At 66.4% G+C, this 16,373-nt stretch carries 10 protein-coding genes; 9 read left to right on the top strand and 1 reads right to left on the bottom strand.

Annotated elements, in window-relative coordinates:
• Nucleotides 1–32: 32 nt before the first annotated feature.
• The 7 genes from QA635_RS29835 to QA635_RS29805 are packed head-to-tail and all read left to right on the top strand — an operon-like array spanning nt 33 to nt 11,267.
• A complete protein-coding gene (locus tag QA635_RS29835; RefSeq protein ID WP_283063081.1) occupies nt 33–2,465 on the top strand; it encodes a CaiB/BaiF CoA transferase family protein in 2,433 nt (810 codons plus the stop codon).
• On the top strand, nt 2,465–3,541 hold the full coding sequence (locus tag QA635_RS29830; protein ID WP_028343666.1) for an ABC transporter ATP-binding protein: 1,077 nt from the start codon (nt 2,465–2,467) through the stop codon (nt 3,539–3,541). Before QA635_RS29835 ends, QA635_RS29830 begins: the two co-directional genes overlap by 1 nt.
• On the top strand, nt 3,538–4,563 hold the full coding sequence (locus QA635_RS29825; RefSeq protein WP_283063080.1) for an ABC transporter ATP-binding protein: 1,026 nt from the start codon (nt 3,538–3,540) through the stop codon (nt 4,561–4,563). Before QA635_RS29830 ends, QA635_RS29825 begins: the two co-directional genes overlap by 4 nt.
• On the top strand, nt 4,560–6,107 hold the full coding sequence (locus QA635_RS29820; RefSeq protein WP_283063079.1) for an ABC transporter substrate-binding protein: 1,548 nt from the start codon (nt 4,560–4,562) through the stop codon (nt 6,105–6,107). The genes QA635_RS29825 and QA635_RS29820 overlap by 4 nt, the downstream gene beginning before the upstream one ends.
• A gap of 3 nt (nt 6,108–6,110) precedes the next feature.
• Nucleotides 6,111–7,067, top strand: coding sequence for an ABC transporter permease (locus QA635_RS29815; protein ID WP_283063078.1), 957 nt, complete (start codon nt 6,111–6,113; stop codon nt 7,065–7,067).
• A complete protein-coding gene (locus QA635_RS29810) occupies nt 7,064–7,948 on the top strand; it encodes an ABC transporter permease (RefSeq protein WP_283063077.1) in 885 nt (294 codons plus the stop codon). Before QA635_RS29815 ends, QA635_RS29810 begins: the two co-directional genes overlap by 4 nt.
• Nucleotides 7,949–7,964: 16 nt before the next feature.
• Entirely contained in the window at nt 7,965–11,267 is a 3,303-nt protein-coding gene (locus QA635_RS29805; protein ID WP_283063076.1) for a carboxyl transferase domain-containing protein, read from the top strand.
• A gap of 286 nt (nt 11,268–11,553) precedes the next feature.
• Here QA635_RS29805 and QA635_RS29800 read toward each other — a convergent pair whose 3' ends face one another.
• On the bottom strand, nt 11,554–13,188 hold the full coding sequence (locus QA635_RS29800) for a flavin-containing monooxygenase (protein WP_283063075.1): 1,635 nt from the start codon (nt 13,186–13,188) through the stop codon (nt 11,554–11,556).
• Nucleotides 13,189–13,423: 235 nt separating this feature from the next.
• Between QA635_RS29800 and QA635_RS29795 the strand changes: the two genes are divergently transcribed.
• Both QA635_RS29795 and QA635_RS29790 read left to right on the top strand, forming a co-directional pair.
• Entirely contained in the window at nt 13,424–14,647 is a 1,224-nt protein-coding gene (locus QA635_RS29795; protein WP_283063074.1) for a cytochrome P450, read from the top strand.
• A gap of 117 nt (nt 14,648–14,764) precedes the next feature.
• Nucleotides 14,765–16,366: a GMC family oxidoreductase gene (locus QA635_RS29790; RefSeq protein ID WP_283063073.1), complete on the top strand. Its 1,602-nt coding sequence runs from the start codon at nt 14,765–14,767 to the stop codon at nt 16,364–16,366.
• The last annotated feature ends 7 nt before the right edge of the window (nt 16,367–16,373 follow it).

Below are 16,373 nucleotides of genomic sequence, written 5' to 3'. Positions count from 1 at the left end.
CACCGGCTGGTCATGTGTCGCGAGGAAGCCTGATGGGCGCGTTGTCGCATCTGCGGATTGTCGAGATCGGAAGTGCTGCGGCGACGAGCTATTGCGCGCGGCTGTTTGCCGATTTCGGCGCCGACGTGCAGAAGGTCGAGCCGCGGCACGGCGATCCGCTTCGCCGCGCCGCGCCGCTGACGCCCAATGGCCAGAGCGCGTGGTTTGCGTTTCTCAACTTCAACAAGTCGAGTGTCGTGCTCGACACGCGCGATGCGGACGCGGCATCACGCTTGCGGGACCTGATTGCCGGCTGCGACATCCTGCTCGATGGCCGCGGCATCGCTGCGGCGGATTGTCCCGAGATCGATCTCGACGCGATCAGGCGGGATAATCCCGGTCTGATCCATCTCGATCTCGCCTGGTTCGGCGACCGCGGTCCCTACGCCAATTTCGCGGCGACGGACTCCACGATCCGCGCGCTGACCGGACTTGTGAAGCTGGTCGGTCCGGAGCAGGGACCGCCGATGCATGCGCCGGATTTCCAGATCGGCATTCTGGGCGGGCTGTGGGGTTTCATCGCCGCCGCATCGTCGGTGCTCGGGCGTATGCACGATGGGCGCGGGCGGGAAAACCATCTCAGCCTGTTCGAGGCCTCCATCGCCGTCACCGAATACATCATGTTCGAGGCGTTCCAGCGCGGCGACATCATGCGGCGGATCGGCGTCAACCGGTTCTGGCCGACCTTTCCGGTCGGAATCTACGAGACCAAGCAGGGCTGGCTCGGCGTCACCACGGTAACCCCGGCGCAATGGCGCGCGTTCTGCGAGATGCTCGGGCTCAACGAGCTGCGCGACGATCCGACGCTGGTCATGGGCGTCGACCGGCTGCGCCATGTCGCCGAGATCGAAGGCAGGATATTGCCGAAGCTGAAGCAGCGCACCGCGCAGGAGTGGTTCGCCGAAGGGCTCAAGCGCAGGGTTCCAATCGTGCCGGTGCCGGAGGTCGCGGATCTCATCGCCGACGAGGAGAAGCGCGCACGTGGTGCCATCGTCCCGATCACGATCGGCGACGAGACCGGCTTTTCCGCCGGCACGATGCAGCGGCTGACCGCAACGCCGCCGCTGCGCGGCGGCCGGGTGCCTGATCTCGGCGAGCAGCAGGCGAGGCGCGAGGCTGCGCCGCGCGTGCCGGCGCCCAGGCCCGCTGCAACCGATCGCTTGCCGCTCGAGGGCATCCGCGTCGTCGACTTTTCGATGGGCTGGGCCGGGCCGATCTGCACCCGCACGCTCGCCGATCTCGGCGCCGACGTCATCAAGATCGAGGCGACCCAGTATCCGGACTGGTGGCGCGGCGTCGACCGCCGACCGGCCTATGTGCTGGAGCAGATGTACGAGAAGTCGGTGCGCTACTGCATCATGAATCGCAACAAGCGCGGCATCACGCTCGATCTGACCCGGCCGAAGGGGCTTGAATTGGCCAAGCGCCTGCTCGCCGATGCCGACCTCGTGGTCGACAATTATTCGGTCGAGGTGCTGCCCAAGCTCGGCCTCGGCTACGACGTGCTGAGCAAGATCAATCCAAAGCTGGTGATGATGTCGATGTCGGCGTTCGGCGCCGGCAGCGTGCATCGCGATTGTCGCGCCTATGGCTCGACCCTGGAGCAGGGCTCCGGCCTGCCCAGCGTGGTCGGCGATCCCGCTGGTCCGCCGGTCATGAGCCATACCGCGTTCGGCGACGCCGTCGGCGGGCTCAACGGCGCCGCCGCGGTGCTGACCGCGCTGATCCACGCCAAACTGACGGGGCAGGGGCAATTCATCGATCTCGCCCAGATCGAATGCATGATGCCGTTCGCCGCGCCCTGGATCGTGGCGCATTCGACCAGTGGCGAGCCGCCGACCAAATACGGCAACCGCCATCCGGATTTCGTGCCGCATGGCTGCTTTCGCTGCGCCGGAGAAGACAACTGGATCGTCGTCGCGGCGTCCGACGACGCGATGTGGCCAAAGCTCGCCCGGCTGCTCGGCCGCGAGGATTGGGCAGCGGACGCGGCACTCAAGACGGCCGCGGGCCGCCGCGCCCTCGAGGGCGAGATCGAGGCTGCGATCACGGCCTGGACCGCGGCGCGCGATGCCGATGCGGCGATGACCGCGCTGCAATCTGCCGGCGTTGCCTCCGGTGTGGCGCGGCTGCCGATCGATCTCCTGGAGGATCCGCAGCTCCACGCCCGCGGCTTCATCCAGCAGGTCGACCGTGCGTTCATCGGGCGACATCCGCAGCCGTCGATGCCGTTTCGCGAGAGCGATGCGCCGTTCGCGATTCGCTCGGTGCCGCCGACCCTCGGCGAGCATAACAGCGAGATTCTAGGCGGCATGCTCGGGCTCTCCGACGCCGAGCTCGATGAGCTCACCCGCGAGGGCATCATCGGCACCGAGATGCTGATGGAGGAGCAGCTGGTGAAAGAGAAGAAGCGGGCGGCGGGCTGATGGAGGCAGGTCAGCCGGCACAGCGCAGGGCGGAGGGCGCGCGAGACGGCGCGCGGCCGCTATTGTCCGTGCGCGGGCTCGGCATCCGCTTCAAGACCGCGCAGGGCGTCTGGCAGGCGACGCGCCGCATCGACTTCGACATCGCGCCCGGCGAGCGCGTCGGCATCGTCGGCGAGAGCGGCTGCGGCAAGACCATCACCGGCCTGTCGATCCTGCGATTGTTGCCAGGCAATTTTGCCGGCCTCGACGGCAAGATCCTGTTCGACGGCGTCGATCTCGCCTCCTGCAGCGCGCGGCAGATGCGCGCGATCCGGGGCAAGCGGATCGCGATGATCTTCCAGGAGCCGATGAGCGCGCTCGACCCGGTCTTCACCGTCGGCCACCAGATCGCCGAGACTCTGCGCGTCCACACCGATGTTTCCCATGAGGAGGCGCGCGCCAAAACGCTGGAGATGCTCCGCCGCGTCGGCATCGCCTCGCCCGAGCGGCGGATCGACGACTATCCGCACCAGCTGTCCGGCGGCATGCGCCAGCGTGTGATGATCGCCGCGAGTTTGATCTGCGGGCCGCAGCTTCTGATCGCGGACGAGCCGACCACCGCGCTCGACGTCACCGTGCAGGCGCAGATTCTCGAGCTGCTGCGCGACATCAGCGAGACCTCGAAGACCGCGCTGATGCTGATCACCCACGATCTCGGCGTTGTCGCCGAGACCTGCACGCGGATGATCACGATGTATGCCGGCGAGGTGATCGAGGACGCCACCGTCGACGAGGCCTTGGTGCGGCCGCTGCATCCCTATACGTCGGGACTGTTACGCTCGCTGCCGCATCTGAGCCCGCGCCACGGCCGCCTGCCGTCGATCCCGGGCCGGGTGCCGTCGATCGCGGAGATGCCGAACGGCTGCCGCTTTCGGGCCCGCTGCGCGCATGCGGTGAAGGGTTGCGAGGCCGAGCAGAAGCTGCAGGACGCCGGCGGCGGCAGAAGAGTGCGCTGCTGGCGCTTTGCCGAGCTCAATCTGCCGGGTGCGCTGCATCCGCCCGGCGCGCCGGCGGCTGCGAAGGTCGCGACGCAATGACCACAGGCACTGCCGAGCCCCGCCGCGATGCCATCGTCTCGGTGCGCGACCTTCAGGTCCGCTTCCAGACCTCGGACCGCCGCGCCACCGTGAAGGCGGTCGATGGCGTCAATTTCGACGTCCGCCGTGGCGAGACCTTCGGCATCATCGGGGAGTCCGGATCGGGCAAGACCACGATCGGCCGCGCACTGGTGTTCCTGCTCAATCCCAGCGCCGGCGCCATCCTGCATGACGGCATCGATCCGCTGGCGCTGCCGCGCCGGGAATTCCAAAGTCATCGCCGCGACTATCAGATCATCTTCCAGGACCCGAACGCCGCGCTGAATCCGCGCATGACCATTCTGGCCTCGGTGCTGGAGCCGCTGGAACTCGCAGGTGTCGGCAGCCGTGCCGAGCGCGAGCGGCAGGCGCGGGAGGCGCTGGAGCGCGTCGGCCTGCCGCAGGAGTTCGGCGCGCGCTACCCGCACCAGCTGTCCGGCGGCCAGAAGCAGCGCGTCGTGATCGCGCGCGCGCTGACGCTCAAACCAAAACTGATCGTCTGCGACGAGGTGGTGGCCGCGCTCGACATGTCGATCCGCGGCGACGTGCTCAATCTGTTTGCCGATCTGCAGCGCGACCTCGGGCTGACCTATGTCTTCATCACCCATGATCTCGCCGTGGTCTCGCATATCAGCGAGCGCGTCGCGGTCATGTATCTCGGCCAGTTCGTCGAACTCGGGCCGACCGAAGAGGTCGCCGAGCGGCCGTTGCATCCCTACACGATCGCGCTGCTGTCGGCCGAGCCGCGGCCGCTGCCGTCCACGATGCTGCAGGAGAGCCGCATCGTCTTGCAGGGCGAGGTGCCGAGCCCGATCGATCCGCCCTCGGGTTGCCGCTTCCGCACCCGCTGCCCGCACGCGCAGCCGCTCTGCACCGACCGCGTGCCGGAGTGGCGCGAGCTGAAGCCCGATCACTGGGTCGCCTGCCATTTCGCCGACCGCCCCAATTTTTCGCCGAACTCACAACCGGAGACGACGCCATGACAATGACGACACGACGCGAGGCCATGGCGCTGATCTCGGGTGCATTGGCAAGCACCACACTCGGCGGCCGCGCGTTTGCGGAAGGCGCGCCGAAGAAGGGCGGCACCTTGCGCATCTCGGCACCCGCCAATCCGTCGAGCCTCGATCCGGCGACCGGCGGCGCCGGCTCCGACCACGCCTTCCTGTTCACGATGTACGACACGCTGACCGAATGGGAGTTCGATACGCTGAAGCCGAAGCCTGGCCTCGCCGAAAGCTGGAAGTTCACCGACCCCACCACGCTGGTGCTCAACATCCGCGCCGGCGTCACCTTCCATGACGGCACGCCGCTCGATGCGGAAGCGGTCAAGTTCAATCTCGAGCGCAACCGCAGCGATGCGAAGTCGAACATCAAGGCCGATCTGCTCTCGGTCGCCGCGGTCGAGGTCACCGGCCCGCAGCAGGTGACGTTGAAGCTGAAGACACCGGATACCGCGCTCCCCGGCATCCTCTCCGACCGCGCCGGCATGATGGTGTCGCCGACGGCGCTGAAGGCCGCCGAGGGCGGCGTCGTGACGCGCAAGCCGGTCGGCGCCGGCGCCTATTCGTTCGTCAGCTGGGCCGACGGCGAGAAGATCGTGGTCAAGCGCAACGAGAAATATTGGAAGCCGGAGCGGCCGCTTCCCGACGCCATCGAGATCTCGATCATTCCCGAGCTCACCACCGGCGCCCGCTCGGTCACCGCCGGGCAGAACGATCTGATCTACCAGCTGCCGCCGCGGCAGAAGGTGATCATCGAGCGCGCCTCGAGCGTCAAGGTCGTGCATGGCCCGACGCTGTACGTGCTTCAGATCTTCCTCAACTGGGCCAAGCCGCCGTTCGACAATCTCAAGGTCCGCCAGGCGCTGAACTTCGCGATCGATCGCGAGTCCTTCGTCAAGGCCGCGCTCGCAGGTCTTGCGGAGCCCGCCTACATGAACCTGCCGAAGGCGCACTGGGCATACGACGCGGAGGTCGCAAAACTCTATCCCTATGATCCCGACCGAGCGCGCAAGCTGCTCGCCGAGGCCGGCTTCAAGGAGGGTACCCAGATCGAGCTCGGCGGCTATCCGGACCAGGATTCGGTGCAGCGTCAGGAGATCCTGATCGAGCAGCTGCGCAAGGCCGGCATCGGCGTGCGCTTCGTCAACGCCCCGATCGCGGAAGCTTCCGCGGCCTTCTTCGGTGCGGAGAAGAAGGGCGCCGGGCTGCTCTCGGCGTGGACCGGGCGGCCCGACCCGAGCCTGACCTATTCGCTGATGTTCACCAAGGACGCCTATTACAATGGCGGCCGCGCGCCGGTGCCGGCCGAGCTCGAGGCCGCGATCAAGGAATCGCGCGCCTCGGAGGACATCGACACCAGGCGCAAGGCGTTCTCCACCGTGCAGCGGCTGGTGATGGAGAACGCCTTCGTCGCGCCGCTGGCGTTCCAGTTCGAGTTGGTCGCGATGAACAAGAAGGTGCAGGGCTACCGGCCGAACCTGCTCGGCAAGCCGAAATACGACGACGTTTGGTTGGAAGGCTGAAACATGGCGCGACGGTCACCAGTCAAGGTCATCGGCAGCCGCCTCGTGCAGGCGCTGCCCGTGATCCTGCTCGCGACCTTCATGGTGTTCGCGCTGCTCAAGCTGGTGCCCGGCGACATCGCCGTGACACTGGCGGGCGACAACGCGACCGACGCGCGGATCACCGAGATCAGGAAGATCTACGGCCTCGACCGCCCGTTCCTGGTGCAATATGGCGCCTGGCTCGGCAATGTCGCGCAGGGCGATCTCTCGCAATCGCTTCTCACCGGCGAGAAGGTCGCGGACTCGATCGGGCGTGCGTTTCCGAACACGCTCCTGATCGTCGTGATCGCGCTGGCGCTGGCGTTGGTCACGGGCATCCCGATGGGCGTGATGGCCGCGATCAAGCCGAACGGCTGGATCGACAAACTGATCAGCATGCTGGCGTCGCTCGGCGTCGCGGTGCCTGGCTTCTGGCTCGCGATGATCCTGGTGGCGGAATTCTCGCTGAAGCTGAACTGGCTGCCGGCGACCGGCGCAAAATCCTTCAGCGCCTCGCCGGTCGATGCGATCAGGCATGCGCTGCTGCCCGGCATCGCGATCGCGGCCTACGGCATGGCCGAGGTCGCGCGCCAGCTGCGCGGCGCGCTGCTGGAGGTGCTGTCGTCGCAATATGTCCGCACCCTGCATGCCAAGGGGCTGTCGATGTCCCGCATCCTCTGGCAGCACGGCCTGAAGAATGTCGGCGTCAATCTGCTCACCATCATCAGCCTTTTGGTCAACCGCATGCTGGCGGCGACCGTGGTGATCGAGGCGGTGTTTGCCATTCCCGGCCTGGGCAGCCTGATCGTGCGCGGCGCGATCCAGCGCGATTTCCCGATCGTGCAGGGCGTCGTCTTCACCATGGTGGTGGTTGTGATCGCGGTGAACCTGATCACCGATTTGCTCTGCGCCGCGGTCGATCCGAGGATCGAGCAATGACCGAGGTGGTGCTCGCTCCCCTGAAGGCACCGGCGAGGCCGACGCGGCTGCGGCGATTCGCGCGCTGGCTCGCCGGCGACCTCCGCGCCGCGCTGTCGATCCTGGTGCTCGTGGTGCTCGTCGTCGTCGCGATCGGCGCGCCCTGGATCGCGCCCTATGCGCCGACCGCGCAGGACGTCAACAACATGCTGGCGCCGCCGGGGCCGGCCCATCTGCTCGGCACCGACGATCTCGGTCGCGACATCTTCTCCCGTTTGATCTACGGCGCGCCGGCCACCGTCTATGCCAGCCTGCTTGCGGTCGGCGTTGCGGTCCTGATCGGGCTGCCGGTCGGCCTGATCGCCGGCTATTTCGGCGGCTGGATCGACGACATCATCAGCCGCATCATCGACACCTTCCTGTCGTTCCCCGCCATCGTGCTGGCGATCGCGGTCACCGGCGCGCTCGGCATCGGGCTGACCAACGGCATGATCGCGGTCGGCATCACGATGTTCCCGGCGCTGGCGCGCATCGTCCGCGCCCGCACGCTGATCGTGCGGCAGGAGCTTTATGTCGACGCCTCCAGGGGCTTCGGCGCGCCGACATGGCATGTGCTGTGGCGGCACGTGCTGCCGAACACGCTGCAGCCGGTCATCGTGCAAGTGACGCTCTTGCTCGCCGCTGCCCTCTTGGCCGAAGCCAGCCTGTCGTTCCTCGGCCTCGGCATCCAGCCGCCGGACCCGAGCTGGGGCGCGATGCTGGCGCGTGCCTATCAATACATGGAAATCGCCCCGGAGCAGATGTATGCGCCGGGCCTTGCCATTCTCGTCGTCTCCCTGGCGTTCAATGCGCTCGGAGAATCCTTGCGTGTCGTGCTCGATCCGACCATGAAGGATCGTTGACCTTGGTGGAATGATCATGTCGTTCAAGAAATTGCTGATTGCCAACCGCGGTGAGATCGCGATCCGGATTGCCCGGGCCGCCAGCGAAAGCGGCCTTGCCACGGTCGCGATCTATCCTGCCGACGATGCGGCCTCGCTGCATGTCCGCGCCGCCGACGAGGCGCGCGAGATCCCCGGCCGCGGCGCGCGGGCCTATCTCGACATTGAGGCGGTGGTTGCGGCGGCCAAGGCCGCGGGCTGTGACGCGTTGCATCCGGGCTACGGCTTCCTCAGCGAGAACACGCAGCTCGCGCGGCGCTGTGCCGAGGAGAAGATCACCTTCGTCGGCCCGTCGCCGGAGGCGCTCGATCTGTTCGGCGACAAGGCCAAGGCCAAGGCGCTGGCGAAAAAATGCGGCGTCCCGATCATTGCCGGCACTTCGGGCGCGACCAGTCTCGACGAGGCAAAGGCCTTCTTCGGCTCGCTCGGCGCCGGCGCCGCCGTGATGATCAAGGCGATCGCCGGCGGCGGCGGGCGCGGCATGCGGGTGGTCGAGGACGCCGCCAAGCTCGACGAGGCCTATGCGCGCTGCCAGTCGGAGGCCAAGGCGGCGTTCGGCAGCGATGCGGTCTATGTCGAACGGTTGATCCGCAAGGCCCGCCATATCGAGGTGCAGATCATCGGCGACCGTCACGGCGTCATCAGCCATCTCTGGGAGCGCGAATGTACCATCCAGCGCCGCAACCAGAAGCTCATCGAGGTGGCGCCGAGCCCGTCGCTGAGCGAGGGAATGCGCGCGCGCATCATCGAGGCGGCGAAGCAGCTTGCGACCGCCGCGCGCTACGACAATCTCGGCACCTTCGAATTCCTGGTCGATGACGAAGCCGGCGAAGGCGAGGGGGCCTTCGCCTTCATCGAGGCCAATCCGCGGCTGCAGGTCGAGCACACCGTCACCGAGGAGGTGCTCGGCGTCGACCTCGTGCGCGCGCAGCTCGCGGTCGCGGCCGGCGCCACGCTGGCCTCGCTCGGCCTCGCGCAGGCGACGGTGCCGCTGCCGCGCGGCTATGCCATGCAGCTGCGCGTCAACATGGAAGTGATGGACGAGAAGGGCGTGACCAAGCCGACCGGCGGCACGCTCAGCGTGTTCGACCTGCCGTCCGGGCCCGGCGTTCGCGTCGATACCTTCGGCTATTCCGGCTACCGGACCTCTGCCGCGTTCGATTCGCTGCTGGCAAAAGTCATCGTGCATTCGCCGAGCCCAAAGTGGACCGACGTGGTGCACAAGGCATCGCGCGCCTTGCGCGAATTCCGGATCGGCGGCGTCGCCACCAACATCCCGTTCCTCGGCGCCATCCTGGCGCACCAGAGCTTTGGCCGGAACAAGATCAGCACCAATTTCATCGACACCCATGTTGCGGCGCTGGTCGGCGCGGCGCAGGATCTCGCCGCACCCTTGATCGAAGTGAGCGAGGCGGCTGCGACCAAGGGCGTTGCTGTCGAAGCAGCCCCCGAGGGATCGCTCCCGGTGCCCGCGCCGCTGCAGGGCACGATCGTGGCGATCGAGGTCGCGGAGGGCGATCTGGTTCGGCCCGGCCAGCAGATCGCGGTGCTGGAATCGATGAAGATGGAGCACCTCGTCACGGCGCCGCTTGGCGGCCGGGTGACCAGGATCGCGGGCGGCATCGGCGTCACGTTGATGCATGGCGAGCCGATCCTGTTCCTCGAGCCTGCCGAGGTCGACGGCCATCACGCCGCGGAAGAGGCCGCGATCGATCTCGATCACATCCGGCCTGATCTCGCCGAGCTGATCGCGCGCAAGGCGATCACGCTGGACGAGAACCGCCCGGCCTCGGTCGAGCGTCGCCGCAAGACCAACCAGCGCACCGCGCGCGAGAACATCGCGCAGCTGGTCGATGAGGGCTCGTTCGTCGAATACGGCTCGCTGGCAATCGCGGCGCAGCGCCGCCGCCGCAAGGTCGAGGATCTCATCAAGAACACCCCGGCCGACGGCCTGATATCAGGCGTCGCCACCGTCAACGCCAAGGATTTCGGCGCCGATGGCGCGCGCTGCATGGTGATCTCCTACGACTATACCGTGCTCGCCGGCACCCAGGGCCATATGAACCACAAGAAGATCGACCGCATGCTCGGCCTCGCCGAGCAGTGGCGCATGCCGCTGGTGTTCTACGCCGAGGGCGGCGGCGGCCGTCCCGGCGATACCGACCGGCTCGGCATGACCGGCCTCGACGGCCCGTCCTTCGTGCAGTTCGCAAAACTCTCCGGGCTGGTGCCCGTGGTCGGCGTGGTCTCCGGCTATTGCTTCGCCGGCAATGCCGCGATGCTCGGCGTCTGCGACGTCATCATCGCAACCAGGAATGCGTCGATCGGCATGGGCGGTCCGGCGATGATCGAGGGCGGCGGGCTCGGCGTCTACCATCCGGCCGAGGTCGGCCCGGTCTCGTTCCAGTCGCCCAACGGCGTGATCGACATCCTGGTCGAGGACGAGGCCGAGGCGACCGCGGTGGCGCAGAAATATCTGTCGTACTTCCAGGGCGCGGTGCAGGACTGGAAGGCGCCGGACCAGCGGCTGCTGCGCCGTGCGATTCCGGAAAATCGCCTGCGGGTCTACGACATTCGTAACGTGATCGACCTGATCGCCGACGAGGGCTCGGTGCTGGAGATCCGCAGGGATTTCGGCGTCGGCATGATCACGGCCTTCATCCGCATCGAGGGCAAGCCGTTCGGCCTGATCGCCAACAATCCGAAGCATCTCGGCGGCGCGATCGATGCGCCTGCCGGCGACAAGGCCGCGCGCTTCATGCAGCTGTGCGACGCCTTTGACATCCCGATCGTCTCGCTCTGCGACACGCCGGGCTTCATGGTCGGGCCCGAGGCCGAGAAGACCGCGATCGTGCGCCATGTCGCGCGAATGTTCGTCACTGGCGCCAGCATCACGGTGCCGCTGTTCGGCATCGTGCTGCGCAAGGGCTATGGCTTAGGGGCGCAGTCGATGATCGGCGGCGGTTTCCACGCCTCGTTCTTCACGGTGGCGTGGCCGACCGGCGAGTTCGGCGGCATGGGTCTCGAAGGCTATGTCCGCCTCGGCTTCCGCAAGGAGATGGAGGCGATCGAGGACCCGGTCGAGCGCGAGAAGTATTTCCAGACCAAGGTCGCCGAACTCTACGCCAACGGCAAGGCGGTCTCGATCGCCTCGGTGCTGGAGATCGACGAGGTGATCGATCCCGCCGACACCCGGCACTGGATCATGGCCGGCCTGCGCTCGGTGCCGAAGGTCGAGCCGCGGACCCACCGCAAGCGGCCGTGTATCGATGCGTGGTAACTAAAGCGGGATGTGTAGGATGGGTAGAGCGAAGCGAAACCCATCAATTCTCTATCCGCGGCGCAAATGATGGGTATCGCTCCGCTCCACCCATCCTACGGGATGTCGTCCTGGCGAAAGCCAGGACCCATTACCCCAAATCTCAATCATGGTGTGACGTTGGGGCCGCGATCTCGTTCATCACCGAATCCGGTGGTTATGGGTCCTGGCTTTCGCCAGGACGACAGTGGTGGATGGCGCAGGCGTCTGGTGTCACCGAGAGAGTTAGACCGGACGACCGAGAGAACTACGCCAACCGCAACTCCGCATACCCCTTCGCCGCCACCTCGTCGCATCGCGCGCGATACGCCGGCGCGCTGCCGCTGTAGCGGGCGACGATGCGGGTTTGCTTGCCCTCGACGTTGCGGTTGATGCCGGTCATCCAGGAATCGACCTCGTTGGAGAGCAGGCCGACACCGAGCGCCTTGACATGCTCGGTCCAGTCGGCGGTGCCTTCGGGCGTGGCATCGAGGAAGGTCAGGTCTCTCTCCTGCGCAAAGCGGATCAGCCCGGTGACCCAGTCGACGCTGTATTCGATGCTGCGCGGGATGTTGCCGAGTGCGGTGTGCGGGCCCATCAACATCATCATGTTGGGGAAGCCGTCGACCATCAGCCCGAGATAGGTTTCCGGGCCGTGCGTCCATTTCTCCTTCAGCCGCGCACCGTGCGCGCCGCGGAAATCGATCTTGTCGAAGCTGCCGGTGATGGCATCGAAGCCGGTGGCGTAGATGATGATGTCGAAGGCGTAGTCCTTGTCGGTCGTCCGGATGCCCTCGGGCGTGATCCGCTCGATCGGCGTCTCCTTGATGTCGACCAGCTCGACATTGTCGCGGTTGTAGACCTCGTAATAGAAGGTCTCGAGCGGCAGCCGCCGCGTGCCGAAGCCGTGGTTCTTCGGGATCAGCATCTCGGCGACCGCCTGGTTCGTCACGCGCTGACGGATCTTGCGCGCGACGAAATCGCTGATCGTCGCATTCGCCTTGCGGTCGATCAGGATATCCTTGAAGTTGCCCTGCCAGATGCCGAAGCCGCGCTCGGCATAGAGCTTCTCATAGAACGCCTCGCGCTCCGCCGCGCTCACCTCGAACGCGCCGCGCGGATCGGGCGTATGCACGAAGCAGGCGAAGGTCTCCTTGCAGCGCGCGAAGATCTCGGGATAGCCGGCCTTGATCCTGGCTTGCGTCTCGGCGTCGATCTTGCCGTTGTGCAGCGGTGCCGCCCAGTTGGCGGTGCGCTGGAACACGGTGAGATGCCCGACCTCGCCGGCGATGGTCTGGATGGTCTGGATGCCGGTCGCGCCGGTGCCGATCACGGCGACGCGCTTGCCGGTGAAATCCACCTTCTCCTTCGGCCAGCGCGCGGTGTGGAACGATTGGCCCCCGAAATCGTCGCGGCCCTCGATGCGCGGCAGGGTCGGCGTCGACAACGGACCGATCGCGGTGATCAGGAAGCGGCAGGAATGCTGCGCGCCGCTTTCGAGCGTGATCCGCCAGCTTCGCGTGTCGTCCTGGTAGATCGCGGACGTGACGCGGCTCTCGAACTGGATGTCGCGGCGCAGGTCGAACTTGTCGGCGACATGGTTGCAGTAGCGCAAGGTCTCGGGCTGGCCGGCGAAATGCTCCGACCACTCCCATTCCTCGAGCAGCTCCTTCGAGAATGAGTAGCCGTAGGAATAGCTCTCGGAATCGAAACGCGCGCCGGGATAGCGGTTCCAGTACCAGGTGCCGCCGACGCCGGTGCCCGCCTCGAACACGCGCGCGCTGAGACCAAGCTCGCGCAGCCGGTAGAGCTGGTACATGCCGGACAGGCCGGCGCCGATGATGATGACGTCGTAGTCCAGCGCAGCCGTCTGGGCGGTGTTGTCCTGGCGCAATTCGGCCACCTGTCGGTGCTCCCTGGTGGATTGATTGCCGGCAAGGCTAACCGGTCTTCCTGCTGCCGACAAACATCGAACAGCGGGGCAGCTATCGGGATTTGCCGGGTGCGTCGGCCCGCGCGCATTCCGCGCGGCGGACTGTCCGCCCCGCGGCTTTACTCGGCCGCGGGATTCCCTCTATCGTCGGCCCGACACGACGATCGCCCGCCAAGCGGCGACGGAACCTAACGGGAGTGAAGCGATGGGAGAGGCGCTGCGCAGGCCGACGTCGACAGACGTCAGCAATCCCCGGCTTTACCAGGATGACACCTGGCGGCCGTTGTTCGCGCAACTCCGCCGCGACGATCCCGTGCATTATTGCGAGGCGTCGGCCTACGGCCCCTACTGGTCGGTGACGCGCTACGACGACATCTTCGCGGTCGAGCTGGATCACCAGAACTATTCGTCGGCCTCCGAGCTTGGCGGTATCCAGGTCGCGGACCAGCCGAAGGGGCAGGAGCGGCCGAGCTTCATCCGCATGGATCCGCCCGGCCACACCGCGCAGCGCCGCACGGTGGCGCCGATCGTGGCGCCGTCGAACCTCGCCAATTTCGACGCCCTGATCCGCAAGCGCACCGCAGCCGTGCTCGATGCGCTGCCGCGCAACGAGACCTTCGACTGGGCCGAGCGGGTCTCGGTCGACCTCACCAACATGATGCTGGCGACGCTGTTCGATTTCCCCCCTGAAGACCGCGCCAAGCTGACCTGGTGGTCGGATGTCGCGATCGCCAACGTCGAATCCCCCGACGCGGTGGTGCATTCGGAGGCTGAACGCACCGCCGAACTGGTCAAGATGGGAGAATATTTCCGCAAGCTGTGGGACGCGCGGGCCGATGCGCCGCCGACCTTCGATTTGATCTCGATGCTGGCGCATTCGGACGCGACGCGGAATCTGGAGCCGCGCGAGTTTATCGGCACGATCGGGCTGTTGATCGTCGGCGGCAACGACACCACGCGCAATTCGATGTCGGCCGGCCTGATGGCGCTGTGCGAGAACCCGGAGCAGTTCGAGCTGGTCCGCGCGAGGCGCGAGCTGATCCCGAACCTGGTGTCCGAGACCATCCGCTACCACACGCCGGTGCTGCACATGCGCCGCACCGCACGCAATGATGTCGAGCTTGCCGGCCGCCGGATCAGCAAGGGCGACAAGGTCGTGATGTGGTACATCTCCGGCAACCGCGACGAGGACAAGATCGAGCGTGCCGATGAATTCATCATCGACCGTGCCAAGCCGCGCCAGCATCTCGCCTTCGGCGCCGGCGTCCACCGCTGCGTCGGCGACCGCCTGGCCGAGCAGCAACTGCGCATCCTCTGGGAGGAGGTTCTGGCGCGCGATCTGCGTTTTGAGCTGATGGGCCCGCCACAAAGGCTCTATTCCAATTTCATCCGCGGTATACGAAGCTTGCCGGTGAGAATCGTCAATTGAATCCCATCCGTCATTGCGAGGAGCGAAGCGACGAAGCAATCCACCTTTCCGCTTGGGAAAGCATGGATTGCTTCGCTTCGCTCGCAATGACAGAAGTAGAGACTTCAAGGAACAAGAATGAAGAACGATCCCGTTGACGTCCTGATCATCGGCGCCGGCGCCTCCGGCGCCGCGGTGGCATGGAGCCTCGCCGATACCAGGATGCATATCCTCTGCCTCGATCAGGGCGGCTGGATGAATCCGGCCGAATATCCGAGCACCGGGCGCGACTGGGAGGCGAAGTTCTACGGCGAGTGGTCGTCGAGCCCGAATGTCCGCAAGCGGCCCGAGGACTATCCGATCAACGACGACAATTCGCCGATCAAGGTCGTCAACTTCAACGCCGTCGGCGGCTCGACGGTGATGTACACCGCGCACTGGCCGCGGCTGCATCCGTCCGACTTCAAGGTGAAGACGCTCGACGGCGTCGCCGATGACTGGCCGATCGATTACGACGCGCTCACCCCGTTCTTCGAGGAGAACGATCGGATGATGGGCGTCTCGGGCCTGTCGGGCGATCCGCTGTCGCCGCTGAGCCATCCGCCGATGCCGCAGCAGCCGCTCGGGCTATCCGGCCCGCTGATCGGCAAGGCCATGAACAAGCTCGGCTGGCACTGGTGGCCGTCGGACACGACCGTGGCGACGATGGATTACGAGGGCAGGGCGCGCTGCATCAATCTCGGCCACTGCACGCCGGCCTGCGCGCAGGGTGCCAAGGCCTCGACCGACATCACCTACTGGCCGCACGCGGTCCGCGCCGGGGTCGAGCTGAAGACCCATTGCCGGGTGCGCGAGATACTGACCAACGAGCACGGCATGGCCTCCGGCGTCGTCTATTACGACAAGGAAGGCGTCGAGCAGTTTCAGCCGGCCGAGGTCGTCATCATCGCCTGCAACGGCGTCGGCACGCCGCGGCTGCTGCTCAATTCGGCGTCAGGCAAATTCCCGAATGGCCTCGCCAACTCGTCGGGCCTGGTCGGCAAGAACCTGATGTTCCACCCCTATGCGCAGATCTACGGCTTCGTGAAGGAGCCGACCGACAGCAACCGCGCCCCGCCGACCTGCCTGTGGAGCAAGGAGTTCTACGACACCGATCTGTCGCGCGGCTTCGTCCGCGGCTACGGCATCCAGTTCGGCCGCGGCGCCGGGCCGGTGTTCGAGGCGGTCGCGAGCGAGCAGAAGGGCATCCTGCCCTGGGGCAAGGATCATCACCGCGTGTTCCGCAAGCTCAACGGGCATCGTCTCGCGGTGTCGGCGATCTGCGAGGATCTGCCGGAGGAGCACAACCGCGTCACGCTCGATCCCGTGTTGAAGGACAGCCACGGCATCCCCGCGCCGAAGATCGACTACACGATCAGCGCGAACAGCCGGAAGATGATGGACCATGGGCTGGCGCGCGGCCGGGAGATTCTCGAGGCCGCCGGCGCCACCGACATCTGCATCAACGATCCGATCCCGTGGGGCGGCTGGCATCTGCTCGGCACCGCGCGGATGGGCACCGATCCGGCGCGCTCCGTGGTCAACGAATGGGGCCGCTCGCACGACGTGAAGAACCTCTTCATCGTCGACGGCAGCATCTTCGTCACCTCGGGCGGCGTGAACCCGACCTCCACCATCCAGGCCCTTGCGCTCTACATCGCCGACCAGATGAAGCAGCGCCTCGCCAATCTGTTCGACTGAGACCGTC

Origin of the sequence: Bradyrhizobium brasilense (assembly GCF_029714345.1) — a bacterium.
Taxonomy (GTDB): domain Bacteria; phylum Pseudomonadota; class Alphaproteobacteria; order Rhizobiales; family Xanthobacteraceae; genus Bradyrhizobium; species Bradyrhizobium australafricanum.
The sequence above is the reverse complement of the archived record's forward strand: the minus strand, read 5'-3'. Positions and strand labels throughout refer to the sequence as shown.

Coding starts and splice junctions, on each gene's coding strand:
- QA635_RS29835 (WP_283063081.1), top strand. CDS start 33: ATGGGCGCGTTGTCGCATCTGCGGATTGTCGAGATCGGAAGTGCTGCG.
- QA635_RS29810 (WP_283063077.1), top strand. CDS start 7,064: ATGACCGAGGTGGTGCTCGCTCCCCTGAAGGCACCGGCGAGGCCGACG.
- QA635_RS29830 (WP_028343666.1), top strand. CDS start 2,465: ATGGAGGCAGGTCAGCCGGCACAGCGCAGGGCGGAGGGCGCGCGAGAC.
- QA635_RS29820 (WP_283063079.1), top strand. CDS start 4,560: ATGACAATGACGACACGACGCGAGGCCATGGCGCTGATCTCGGGTGCA.
- QA635_RS29805 (WP_283063076.1), top strand. CDS start 7,965: ATGTCGTTCAAGAAATTGCTGATTGCCAACCGCGGTGAGATCGCGATC.
- QA635_RS29815 (WP_283063078.1), top strand. CDS start 6,111: ATGGCGCGACGGTCACCAGTCAAGGTCATCGGCAGCCGCCTCGTGCAG.
- QA635_RS29795 (WP_283063074.1), top strand. CDS start 13,424: ATGGGAGAGGCGCTGCGCAGGCCGACGTCGACAGACGTCAGCAATCCC.
- QA635_RS29790 (WP_283063073.1), top strand. CDS start 14,765: ATGAAGAACGATCCCGTTGACGTCCTGATCATCGGCGCCGGCGCCTCC.
- QA635_RS29825 (WP_283063080.1), top strand. CDS start 3,538: ATGACCACAGGCACTGCCGAGCCCCGCCGCGATGCCATCGTCTCGGTG.